This window comes from Muriicola soli (assembly GCF_004139715.1).
Classification (GTDB): Bacteria; Bacteroidota; Bacteroidia; order Flavobacteriales; family Flavobacteriaceae; genus Muriicola; species Muriicola soli.
This window is the reverse complement of the sequence record NZ_CP035544.1, coordinates 1,527,372-1,539,364: the sequence shown is the minus strand read 5'-3', so window position 1 is coordinate 1,539,364 and position 11,993 is coordinate 1,527,372. Positions and strand designations below refer to the sequence as shown.

9 protein-coding genes are annotated in these 11,993 nt (G+C 41.6%); 7 read left to right on the top strand and 2 right to left on the bottom strand.

From position 1 onward, the window contains the following. Positions 1-60: 60 nt before the first annotated feature. Genes EQY75_RS06915 through EQY75_RS06900 form a run of 4 tightly spaced genes read left to right on the top strand, consistent with a single transcriptional unit; the run spans position 61 to position 5,510 of the window. Positions 61-324: a DUF4834 family protein gene (locus tag EQY75_RS06915; protein ID WP_129604206.1), complete on the top strand. Its 264-nt coding sequence runs from the start codon at positions 61-63 to the stop codon at positions 322-324. Positions 325-343: 19 nt separating this feature from the next. Next, positions 344-2,782 (top strand): YfhO family protein, encoded by a 2,439-nt coding sequence (locus EQY75_RS06910; protein WP_129604203.1) that lies wholly within the window; start codon positions 344-346, stop codon positions 2,780-2,782. Further along, complete coding sequence (locus EQY75_RS06905) at positions 2,779-4,050, top strand: glycosyltransferase family 4 protein (protein WP_129604200.1); 1,272 nt, start codon at positions 2,779-2,781, stop codon at positions 4,048-4,050. The genes EQY75_RS06910 and EQY75_RS06905 overlap by 4 nt, the downstream gene beginning before the upstream one ends. Further along, on the top strand, positions 4,050-5,510 hold the full coding sequence (locus EQY75_RS06900; protein ID WP_129604197.1) for an oligosaccharide flippase family protein: 1,461 nt from the start codon (positions 4,050-4,052) through the stop codon (positions 5,508-5,510). The genes EQY75_RS06905 and EQY75_RS06900 overlap by 1 nt, the downstream gene beginning before the upstream one ends. A gap of 83 nt (positions 5,511-5,593) precedes the next feature. Here EQY75_RS06900 and EQY75_RS06895 read toward each other — a convergent pair whose 3' ends face one another. Continuing rightward, a complete protein-coding gene (locus EQY75_RS06895; protein ID WP_129604194.1) occupies positions 5,594-6,835 on the bottom strand; it encodes a hypothetical protein in 1,242 nt (413 codons plus the stop codon). A gap of 204 nt (positions 6,836-7,039) precedes the next feature. Beyond that, positions 7,040-9,823, bottom strand: a complete 2,784-nt coding sequence (gene uvrA / locus EQY75_RS06890) for an excinuclease ABC subunit UvrA (RefSeq protein WP_129604191.1) — start codon at positions 9,821-9,823, stop codon at positions 7,040-7,042. 243 nt (positions 9,824-10,066) lie between these two features. On the opposite strand from uvrA, the gene EQY75_RS06885 reads away from it, so the two are divergent. The 3 genes from EQY75_RS06885 to EQY75_RS06880 all read left to right on the top strand — a co-directional run bounded on the left by EQY75_RS06885 (position 10,067) and on the right by EQY75_RS06880 (position 11,768). Further along, positions 10,067-10,648, top strand: a complete 582-nt coding sequence (locus EQY75_RS06885; RefSeq protein WP_129604189.1) for a sigma-70 family RNA polymerase sigma factor — start codon at positions 10,067-10,069, stop codon at positions 10,646-10,648. A 69-nt stretch (positions 10,649-10,717) separates the two neighbouring features. Beyond that, the gene (locus EQY75_RS13980; RefSeq protein ID WP_165200563.1) at positions 10,718-10,861 is read left to right on the top strand and encodes a hypothetical protein; all 144 of its coding nucleotides are present in this window, start codon (positions 10,718-10,720) and stop codon (positions 10,859-10,861) included. A gap of 322 nt (positions 10,862-11,183) precedes the next feature. After that, positions 11,184-11,768 carry an RNA polymerase sigma factor gene (locus tag EQY75_RS06880; protein ID WP_129604186.1) on the top strand — a complete coding sequence of 195 codons (585 nt, stop codon included), beginning with the start codon at positions 11,184-11,186 and terminating at the stop codon, positions 11,766-11,768. Positions 11,769-11,993 lie beyond the last annotated feature (225 nt).

The window sequence follows — 11,993 nt, the reverse complement described above, 5'->3', positions numbered from 1 at the left end:
ACATTTGTACTGCTATTACAACGCTGGAATTGTACTTTTGATATAATTAGTAAATAAATTATGGGCTTTTTAAAGACACTACTGATAATTCTGCTAGTGTACTTCCTGTTGCGAATCGTATGGAGGTTACTGGCTCCCCGACTTTTTAAATACGCAGTAAAAAAAACGGAAGACCGATTTAAAGAGGCTTTTGAAAGGGCAAATCCAGGTTACCAGTCATCGCAATCAAGGGGCAATGATTTAGACAGAAAATCGCCCGGAAATCAAAAAAAGGATTCCTCTGAACAGCTAGGGGAGTATATTGATTTTGAGGAAATCGAATAAAAACCGTACTACGTAATTTATGAAGGGAGTCTTCAAATCATTTTTTACTCATTTTTTCACGATTACTTTCTTTATGGTGGTGGCATTGGCTTACTTCCACCCCGTTTTACAGGGAAAGGTCATCTTCCAATCGGATATCATGCAGTATACCGGTATGGCCAAAGAACAAAATGATTTCAGAAAATCCTATGATGAAGAACCATACTGGACTAATGGCGCGTTTGGAGGTATGCCTACTTATCAGCTGGGGGCTAATTACCCAAATAACTACATAAAAAAAATCGATAAGGTCCTGAGATTTTTGCCCAGACCTGCTGATTATCTCTTTTTGTATTTCCTGGGTTTCTATATTCTGCTGAGTTGTATGAAAATCGATTATAAGCTGGCCGTTGTAGGGGCGCTGGCCTTTGGGTTTTCTACCTATCTCATCATTATTCTCGGGGTAGGACATAATGCCAAAGCTCATGCCATAGCCTATTTACCTGCCATCCTCGGAGGTATCCTACTGAGTTTCAGAAAGAAATATTTCTGGGGCTTTGTTCTTACTGCGTTGGCCATGGCGCTTGAAATAAATGCCAATCACTATCAGATGACCTATTACTTTATGCTTCTGGTATTAGTTGTTGGACTGGTAGTATTGATCGATTCAATTAAAAAGAAGGCCCTGCTTTCCTATTTTAAAGCCGTGGGGGTTCTCTTTATGGCTGTATTGCTGGGAATAGCCGTAAATGCAACCGCTTTGATGGCAACCAAGGAATATGCCGACTGGAGTACGAGGGGAACTTCTGAACTCACGGTAAATCCGGACGGCTCTCCAAAGGTATCTGCTCAGGGATTGAGCCGAGACTATATCACCGAGTACAGTTACGGGCTCGCAGAATCCCTGAATCTTTTTGTTCCCAGACTTTTTGGCGGGTCAAATAATGAGGATCTCGGCACGAAATCAAAAGCCTATGATTACTTAACAGAACAGGGCGTACCCAGGAGTAAAGCGCTGGAATTTGCAAGCGGACTTCCGCTATACTGGGGATCACAGCCCATAGTTGCCGGTCCGGCTTATGTAGGGGCCATCCTAGTCTTTTTGTTTATCCTCGGTTTGTTTTTAGTCAAAGGCAGAACAAAGTGGTGGCTGCTGGGAGGGGTGATCTTATCCTTAATGCTTTCCTGGGGAAAGAATTTTGGTTTACTCACCGATTTTATGATCGATTATTTTCCTCTTTACAACAAGTTCAGGGCAGTATCGTCAATTCAAATAGTACTGGAACTTTGTGTTCCCATTCTCGGTGTTCTGGCCATAGCGGAGTTACTCAACTCCAGATGGAGTCGGGAAGAAAAATTAAAGGCCTTAAAACTGTCTTTCTTTATCTGCGCCGCGATTGGTGTTGGCCTCTTACTGGCAAAGGGAATTTTTAACTTCAACGGGCTTAACGACGAGGTTTACCAGAGATATTTTGGCGATGAGGTCCTGACAATGATCAAAAGAGACCGTGAGGCCGTCTATATTAATGATACCCTGAGATCTCTTGTATTTGTTTTACTTACTGCCGTTCTTCTTTGGTTTTTTATAAAGGACAAGATCAAGGAACGAATAATGCTTGTTTTTCTGGCGGTGCTGATTTGTGTTGACCTAGTTGGGGTTGCTCTCCGGTATGTAGATCAGGACGATTTTGTATCGAAAAGAAGGATGAACCAGCCTTTTCAGATTTCGAATACGGATAAGCAAATACTTGAAGATACAACGGTATACCGGGTCTATGATACGTCAGAAGGACTCAACGGGGCCAGGACATCCTATTTCCACAAATCGATTGGAGGATATCACGCTGCGAAACCGGCGGTGATTCAGGATCTGTTCGACTATCATATTTACCGCAACAACAGACAGGTTCTCAATATGCTCAATGTAAAATATGTCATTCAGCAAAATGAAGAGGGGCAAAAAGTAGCTTCCATTAACCCGGAAGCACAAGGCAATGCCTGGTTTGTTGATCTCCTGTTACCAGTGCGGACAGCGGACGAAGAAATTATGGCCCTGGACAGTGTAAATCTCGATTCGGAAGCGGTTTTTAATCGCTCAGATTTTCCACTGGTCAATCAATTTCGTTACGAAGTTGATTCAACCTCCATGGTTCGCTTAGTTAACTATCAACCCAATCAATTGGAATATCGATCGGAGAATGACCATGAAGGGGTGGTGGTATTTTCAGAGCTTTACTACCCTCTAGGCTGGAACGCCTATTTAGACGGGAAAAAAGTTTCTCATTTCAGGGTGAATTACGGGCTTAGAGCATTAGAAGTCCCAAGCGGAAATCATAAAATCAAATTTAAATTTGAACCGGAAGTTATTGCCAGGGGCAGTATGATTACCAATATAAGTTCTATCTTATTTGCTGTAATTTTATTGGGAGGCGGTTTTTTTACCTTTTTCAAGTCGAGGAAAAAGCAACGGGAAGAATGAAAAAAGTGCTCATCGTTACTTATTATTGGCCACCGGCAGGTGGACCCGGGGTACAACGATGGCTTAATTTTGTAAAATATCTCCCGGATTCTGAAATACAACCCGTACTCTATATACCTGAAAACCCACATTACCCGATCCTTGATCACAGTTTAAAGGAAGAAGTGCCAGATCAGCTTACCATTTATCGTCAACCCATCTGGGAACCTTATCAGATTGCCTCAATATTTTCAAAAAAGAAAACCAAAAAAATCAGTTCTGGAATAGTGCCTTCTAATAATCCGTCCTTTCTCGACAAGGTATTCTTATGGGTAAGAGGTAATCTATTTATCCCCGATGCAAGAAAGTACTGGATTGGCCCTTCTGTGCGGGTATTAACTGAGATCCTTGAATCAGAAGAGATAGAAACCGTGATCACCACCGGACCGCCACATAGTCTTCACCTCATTGGGAAACGGCTGAAAGAGCGCACAAACATCAAATGGATTGCCGATTTCAGGGATCCGTGGACGAGTATCGGTTACCACAAAGCACTCAGACTTACAAGGCAATCACAGAAAAAACACAAAGAACTGGAACAGGAAGTGCTACATTCGGCAGATCAAATCCTCGTCACCAGCAATACTACCAAACAAGAGTTTGAAGCAATTACCCATAAGCCGGTGATTACCATAACTAACGGGTATGATCAGGCTGCAGAGGGAAAAATAATACCCGATACTCATTTTACCATTTCACATATCGGATCACTGCTTTCTGAAAGGAACCCCTACGTGTTGTGGAAGGTCTTGGCCGATCTGGTTTCAGAAGAAGATGAATTCGCAATGGATTTAAGAATTAAATTCACTGGTGTGGTCAGTGACGAAATTGTCAATGACATCCAGGGCTTCGGTCTGGGCTCTAATTTGGAGGTTACGGGCTATCTTCCGCATAAGGAGGCGGTTCTCTCCCAGAGGAAGTCTCAGATTCTTTTGTTGGTGGAGATTGATTCAGAAGAGACAAGAGGGATCATCCCCGGGAAGCTTTTTGAGTATATGGCGGCCCAACGCCCTATTCTGGCTATAGGTCCAAAATCATGGGAGGCAGGCTCCATGGTCAGGGAGTCGGCTTGTGGGGAGGTTTTCACTTATAATATGGAGGCAGAATTAAAAACCAGCTTACTAAAGTGGTATAAGGCCTATAAAGGGAATTCTTTAAAGTTGACCTCTGAAAACATGGAACAGTACAGCAGAAAGGCTCTGACTAAAAAATTAGCAGCATATATCTGATGGGAATAGTATTTAAACAGTCGCTGAGCAATATGGTGATCACCTACGTAGGTTTTGCCATTGGGGCTATTAATACCCTCTTTCTCTATGCCCGTTTTCTGTCTGATACCTATTTTGGGTTGGTCGGTGTGATCCTGGCCACTTCAGCCATCCTTATGCCGCTTCTGGCATTGGGTGTACCCAACACTATGATTAAGTTTTACAGCAGTTACAGCGATAAGAATACCCAGGATAAATTTCTGGCCCTAATGTTATTATTACCCATGATCCTTATAGTGCCCCTTGCGATATTCAGCTATTTTGCCAATGATTTGATTGGGGCATTTATCGGTCAGCGAAATGAGATCGCCGAGAATTACGTATGGCATATCTTTCTTATCGCTCTGGCGATGGCGTATTTTGAAGTGTTTTATTCCTGGTCCAGGATTCATCTGCGTTCTGTTTTCGGCAATTTTATGAAAGAGATTTTTGCCCGTCTCGCTATCATGCTTTTACTCTTTGCCGTGTATTTTAATTTAATTTCTGTAGATACTTTTTTACAGGCCCTGGTAGGAGTATACCTTTTGCGGACCGCCGTCATGAAACTTTATGCATATCGATTGAGAATGCCGAGGCTTACGCTCAAGTTTCCCTCTAATTTAAAAAGTATTTTAACGTATAGTGTTCTTATTATTCTAGGGGGTTCTACCGCAGTTATTCTTCTGGAAGTAGATAAATTTATGATCAATCAGTTTATCGAAATTGAAAAAGTAGCCTACTACTCAGTAGCTGTATTTATTGCTACGGTGATCGCTGTACCCTCCAGAGCAATGCATCAGATTACATATCCCATGACGGCGGCCCTGCTGAATAGCCAAGACCAAAAGGGGCTCGCGATTCTTTATCAGAAAAGCTCTCTTACGTTATTTATAACTGCGGGATTATTGTTTATCCTGATACTGCTGAACCTGGAGGATCTCTACCGTCTTCTTCCGGAGAATTACCGTGGAGGGTTTTATGTAGTTTTCCTGATTGGCCTGGCTAAATTATTTGATGCCTTGCTGGGAAACAACAACGCCATTTTGTACAACTCTGATCACTACAAGGCTATACTTTTTATGGGCGTTCTCCTGGCGTGTTTCACGATCTTACTGAATTTATACCTCATTCCCGAGATAGGGATCAACGGGGCCGCCCTGGCTACCTTTATCGCAGTATTTATCTATAATATCCTGAAACTACTCTACGTGAAAATAAAATTAGGCCTACAGCCTTTCAGCAGGGAGACCTTTAAGGTTGTATTTCTATTGATAATTGTGGGTGCTGTTTTCTTCGCGCTTCAATTCCCCTTTCATCCTATCCTGAATATAGCGCTAAAGAGTTTGCTTATCACTCTGATGTATGTTGGGGTATTGTATCGCTTCCGGATCTCTGATGATGTTTATGGAATTCTGTCTAAATATTTAAATCCCAAGAAGTAAATAACTTTTTTTAGGGAATGGAAAAACCCCGCAGGGACGGATCCACTACGGGGCTAACCAACTAACCAACCTAAAAACTATTCTTATTGTACCCTTCTGCTTCGAGTTGAAGAGGTCCTATTTGTCGACCTGCCTTTACTCGTGCGAGGCGTACTCGCTTTCTTCCTGCTAACCGTAGACCTGCTTGTTACTTTGGGCCTCTTGGTTACTGAAGTACTTCGCTTTACCGTTTTTGATCTCGGTGCAGTTCTTACTTCTTTTCGTTTGCCCACAGATCGGGAAGCGGTCCTGGCATCATTTCGCTTGCCTACTGATCGTGATACAGTCCTAACATCATTTCGCTTACCTACTGAGCGCGATACACTTCTACCTTCATTTCTGTTCACTGTAGACCTGGTTGCAGTCCTCTTATTAGTAGAGGCGGTAGATTTCCGGGTTACATTAGAAGAACGGTTGTTTCTTCTTTCCGGAGACCTCACCTTGTCCGTAGACCTAACTGACCTGGCTCTTTCCGTACGAGAGGCTGTTCTGCCATTTGTTGTATAGCTGTTAGAACGCACTCCTTTATTAGAATTCCTAAGCCTTCCGTCATTTCGAACAACACCATTGTCTCTTCTGGTATTGTTGTTTCGGGCAACCACGCGTCTGTCGTTTCGATAAACCCTGGCTCTTTCAGGCCTGTGATTGTATCTATAAGACTTTCCTACTCTGGCATAGAACCTCCTTGCGTTATTTCTGTAAGGCCTGTAAAAGGTGTATCGAATCGGGCTATAAAACCTTCTGTAAGGTCTGTTGAACACCAGGCAGAAACCAAGGGCAGGTCTTGCAAAATAGCTGTGGAACGGGCTGTATATATAATGTCTGTTATACACGTTGACAAAGCCATTGAAAGGGTTAAAAAAGCCCCTGTTGTTGTAGGAAACGTAAAGACCGCCTACACGTCTCAGCCTGCCGTTATTATACCATATATTGATACCACCAATCTGTGATACCCTTCCGTAATAGTCGTAGAACACAGGTACATTCTCAACCTGAATTACAGCACCGTAATCATCATACTGTACAAATGGGTTGTAATCAAACCCCGTATTAAATGTGATATTACTTCGGCGGAAATTGATATTTGCCCCGACATTTACACGGTTGTCAATATAAAAATCGAACTCACCATCAGGGAAGACAGAAAACGTAACTCCGTTTTCTACAAATATCACTGAATTGTTAGAGCGAAATACATTGCTGATGGCTACATCAGTATCCAAAGTAGTAGCCCCCACTGAGCTGCTCAGTGCAAAGGCTCCGATAATGAGTAATAGATTTTTCATGACAAATAATTTAAATTCTGAATGCAACTATTTACATTCAGCTAGTAATAACCAAACAGCGTGCCAAAAATCAGATAATTATATAAATAACTGAATATCAGTAAAATAAAACGCAATTGAAAATTGAATCCCTAGAATAGAAGATTCAAAAAGTTGCTTCAGCTCTTAAATAGATAGAATATTTAGGGAATGCGTACGGGAAGTTTAACCTAGTTTAGATTTGAGATATCCGGCTGTATAACCCTTTCCGGAAGCGACAACTTCTTCAGGTGTTCCTTCCGCCACAAGGTAGCCTCCTGCATCACCACCTTCAGGGCCGAGATCGATGAGATAATCTGCAGATTTGATCATTTCCAGGTTGTGTTCGATAACCAAAACCGAATGGCCGGCCTTTAAAAGCGCATCAAAGGAATTGAGAAGTTTTTGAATGTCGTGGAAATGCAAACCCGTAGTGGGTTCATCAAAAATAAAAAGCGCTTTCTCCTTTGAGGCCCCTTTAACAAGGAAAGTAGCTAGTTTAATCCGTTGTGCTTCCCCACCTGACAGGGTAGAAGAAGACTGTCCCAGGGTCACATAACCTAATCCTACATCCTGTAGTGGTTTAAGTTTTGCAATGATCTTTTTTTGCTGATGTTCTTTAAAGAAGTCTAAAGCATTATCAATGGTCATGTTCAGTACATCGTCAATATTGACTCCTTCAAATTGAACTTCGAGGACTTCCTTTTTAAAGCGTTTGCCTTTGCAAGTATCGCATTCCAGGTGCACATCTGCCATAAACTGCATTTCTACAGTGATTTCGCCTTCTCCCTTGCATTTTTCACAGCGCCCGCCGTCTACGTTAAAGGAGAAGTGCTTGGCCTGATATCCCCTTAGTTTACTGAGTTTCTGAGCTGCAAAAAGGCTTCGAATATCGTCATAAGCCTTAATATAAGTCACGGGATTCGATCGGGAAGATCTTCCTATAGGGTTCTGATCAACGAATTCAATTTGCTTGATTTCCTTGTACTTACCTTCAATTCCAGAATGCTGCCCGGCCTTATTGCCATAACCTCCCAATTCTTTCAGCAGGGCAGGGTAGAGGATTTTCTTTACAAGGGTACTCTTCCCGCTTCCCGACACACCTGTAACCACAGTGAGCATATTCAAAGGAAATGTCACATCGATATTTTTTAAGTTGTGCTCTCTGGCCCCGGAGACTTTTACATAATTAGGACTATTCCTTCTTGTTCCCGGGACTGAGATCTCCTTTTCTCCGTTGAGGTAGGAAGCTGTAAGGGAGTCGGCCTTAAGGATCTCTTCATAGGAACCACTGGCGACTACCTCCCCGCCAAAGGTCCCTGCCTCAGGACCAATATCAATAATACGGTCTGCAGCTTTCATAATGTCCTCATCATGTTCTACTACGATAACTGTATTTCCAAGATCACGTAAAGAGCAGAGTACGTCAATTAAATTTTCCGTATCCCTTGGGTGCAGGCCAATACTGGGTTCATCAAGTATGTACATAGACCCTACGAGACTGCTGCCCAGGGAGGTGGCTAGATTAATTCTCTGACTTTCACCTCCTGATAAGGTATTCGATTTTCTGTTCAGGGTGAGATAGCCCAAGCCTACTTTAAGCAGAAACCCTAGTCGGCTATTAATTTCTTTAAGGAGGCGCTTCGCAATCTGCCTGTCGTGATCGGACAGGGGCATATCTTCAAAAAAGTCCTTTAAAAATGTGATGGGCTGTTCCACCAGGTCTGAAATAGAATGGCCGTTAATTCGAACGTAACTTGTTTCCTTGCGCAGACGCTTCCCCTTGCATTCCGGACAACGCGTCTTTCCCCTGTATCTGGAAAGCATTACCCGATTTTGAATCTTGTAGCTCTTGTCCTCGAGCTGCTTAAAGAATTTATTGATCCCAATAAAGTGACTGTTACCTTCCCATACCAGTTCCTTTTGCTCCTCAGTAAGTTCAAACCAGGGTTTATGGATGGGAAAATCGAATTTATAAGCCGAATTGACAAGTTGATCCCTGTACCACCCCATACTTTCGCCCCGCCAGGGGAAAATAGCATTCTCATAGACAGAAAGGGAGGTTTTAGGGATCACAAGGTCTTCATCGATCCCAATAATATCGCCATATCCCTCACATTTGGGACAGGCTCCATAAGGGTTGTTAAAGCTGAATAAGTGGACATTCGGTTCCAGAAACGTGATGTCGTCCAATTCAAAGGCATTGCTGAATGAGGTCTGCTTGCCGGTGGACAAATCTTCGATAATGCAATTTCCCTTTCCCTCAAAAAAGGCAGAATCCACGGCATTGGCCAGCCGATTGAAAAAATCCTCGTCTTCTTTTTTGATGATCCTGTCTACCACCAGGTAAAGCTGATCCCCAACTGTTTCGTGCAAATCTTCATCAATACGATGTACTTCCCCGCCGTATTTGACGCGGGCGTATCCTTGTAATGCAAGGAGTTGTAGTGTTTTTTTCTTATCCCGGTTCTCAGGGATGGTTATAGGCGCGAGCAGGAGTAATTTTGTATTTTCTTCAAACCCTTTTACAAAAGAAACAACATCAGTGACCGTGTGTTTTTTTACTTCCTTGCCTGAGACGGGCGAATAGGTCCTGCCAATCCTGGCAAATAATAACTTTAGATAGTCGTAGATCTCGGTGCTGGTTCCTACCGTTGATCTCGGATTTGTGGAATTTACTTTTTGCTCAATGGCAATGGCAGGTGCGATTCCTTTGATAGAATCTACTTTGGGTTTATCTAATTTCCCTAGAAATTGCCGGGCATAAGACGAAAGGCTTTCCACATAACGGCGCTGTCCTTCCGCATAAAGCGTGTCAAAGGCCAGACTCGATTTTCCTGAACCCGATAAGCCCGTGATGACCACAAGTTGATTTCTGGGAATGACTACATCAATATCCTTTAAATTGTGGAGTTTAGCCCCTTTAATGACAATATTGTCCTTTGGATTTACTTCTGTGATGGTTGCCATATTACTTTGGAAAGTTGCAAAGATACGATATGTAAGAGTCAATAACCAGTCTGCCTAATCTGCAATTCTAAATATGTTAAAAATTAAACGACAGGTTGGAAGACTTAGAATTTTTCTATCTTTGGATAGTTAATCCATTACAATTCTGCCTATACAGCAACATTACTTTTTTGACTTAGAATTTTAATCGCCACATCCTACAGTACCCTTGTGGCCCCTGAATTGAACCAAAAAAGTAATTGTATGCATTCTACGATTAACGACGCTACCCTTGTTCGCCAGTACATCGACGGAGATGAGCGAGCCATTGAAGAACTTATCAACAAACACAATCAACGCCTCAGTAGTTATATCTATTCCAAGGTACAGGACATGTCCATTACCGAAGATATCTTCCAGGACACCTTTATTAAAGTGATCAGCACTTTAAAAAGAGGGGCCTATAACGAAGAAGGTAAATTTCTTCCCTGGGTGATGCGAATAGCTCATAACCTGATCATCGACCATTTCCGCCGTAATAAGCGTATGCCAAAATACAGAGGGAATAAGGAGTTCAATATTTTTTCTGTTCTAACCGATGATAAGTTGAACGCTGAAAAACAGTTGATAAGCGATCAGATAGATCAGGATCTTGAAATTTTGATTGAACAACTACCCAAAGACCAGCGGGATGTCCTTATCATGAGGATCTACCAGGACATGAGTTTTAATGAAATTGCGGAAAATACGGAGGTCAGCATTAATACCGCTCTAGGCCGTATGCGCTATGCATTGATCAACCTGAGGAAGATCATTGAGAAAAATCAGATTGTTTTAACGAATTAATCCGTTTTAGGTCGATATATTCCATCGATCCCCTATATCTCACGTTATTTAGAGGTAACAAGAGATATTATGGAACAGATTTACACAAGACCTGCAACGCATTGCAAACTTATTTCAACTCCTAAGGAAACTGTTGATTTTCTTCTAGCTTATTCAAAATCCCTGAACATTCAGAAAGTAAAAGGGATGACTATAGAGAATAACATGAATTAAAAGCTTTGCCTTTTTCTAAAGGGATTCACTGATACGTACTAACAGCAGCCAAAAAGACACCTTCGTTTGAAGGTGTCTTTTTTTTTTAACAGGACTTATACAGTTACAAATAGCCGTGTTCTGTGGTGATAAAATGGGTTCCAACTGGGAAATTGTTCGTTCACATCAAGAATTGGCCATTTTACAACATAGTTTTTACTGAGGATAGGTGTTTGGGTACTTTTAGAATGTCATTAAAAAACAAGTAACTCAAATAAATCTAATAACCTTAGTTCCGCAGCCCAGCTGATGAACTAACAAGTAACCAAAAGCAAATCTAACTATGGAACCAAAAAGGGACGACTCACTACTAGTTACCGATTACATCAGCGGGGATGAAAAGGCATTAGAGGTTTTAATAAACCGCCACAACCAAAGAATAAGCAGCTTTATCTATTCCAAGGTTTTAGACCGCGATGTCACTGAAGATATCTTCCAGGATACCTTTATTAAAGTGATCAAGACTTTAAAGAAAGGGAATTACAGCGAAGAAGGGAAATTCCTTCCCTGGGTAATGCGAATAGCACATAACCTTATCATCGATCATTTCAGGAAGAACAAAAGAATGCCCAAGTTTGAAGGGAATGACGACTTCAATATATTTTCCGTCATCGGAGATGATAAATTGAATGCAGAAAAACAATTGATAAAAGACCAGATCGATAGTGATCTCAGTCTTCTCATAGAGGAATTACCAGACGATCAGAAAGAAGTACTCCTGATGCGTATCTATAAGGATATGAGTTTTAAGGAAATTTCTGAAAATACAGGTGTAAGTATAAATACCGCTTTAGGTAGGATGCGCTACGCACTAATCAACCTGAGAAAGATCATTGATCGTAACAATATTGTACTAACTAATTCTTAGTTCACAACAATAGTTACAATATTTCCATATAGGTTGCGTTATCTTAACATAACGTCACAGCAATCATATGGAAAAAATTTACTCAACGAAGGAAAATGCCTATGAAGCCCATAAAGTAGGACCAGAAACTATACGATTTCTTATGTCATACTCCAAAGCCTTCAGGGTTACAAAACACCGTAAATTCAGATTTGATACTATTCTGAACTAAAATACTCTGCCCGC

Bases quoted from the DNA above. Each gene is read 5' to 3' on its own strand.
- EQY75_RS06915 (WP_129604206.1), top strand. From the start codon at position 61: ATGGGCTTTTTAAAGACACTACTGATAATTCTGCTAGTGTACTTCCTG.
- EQY75_RS06910 (WP_129604203.1), top strand. From the start codon at position 344: ATGAAGGGAGTCTTCAAATCATTTTTTACTCATTTTTTCACGATTACT.
- EQY75_RS06905 (WP_129604200.1), top strand. From the start codon at position 2,779: ATGAAAAAAGTGCTCATCGTTACTTATTATTGGCCACCGGCAGGTGGA.
- EQY75_RS06900 (WP_129604197.1), top strand. From the start codon at position 4,050: ATGGGAATAGTATTTAAACAGTCGCTGAGCAATATGGTGATCACCTAC.
- EQY75_RS06895 (WP_129604194.1), bottom strand. From the start codon at position 6,835: ATGAAAAATCTATTACTCATTATCGGAGCCTTTGCACTGAGCAGCTCA.
- uvrA (WP_129604191.1), bottom strand. From the start codon at position 9,823: ATGGCAACCATCACAGAAGTAAATCCAAAGGACAATATTGTCATTAAA.
- EQY75_RS06885 (WP_129604189.1), top strand. From the start codon at position 10,067: ATGCATTCTACGATTAACGACGCTACCCTTGTTCGCCAGTACATCGAC.
- EQY75_RS13980 (WP_165200563.1), top strand. From the start codon at position 10,718: ATGGAACAGATTTACACAAGACCTGCAACGCATTGCAAACTTATTTCA.
- EQY75_RS06880 (WP_129604186.1), top strand. From the start codon at position 11,184: ATGGAACCAAAAAGGGACGACTCACTACTAGTTACCGATTACATCAGC.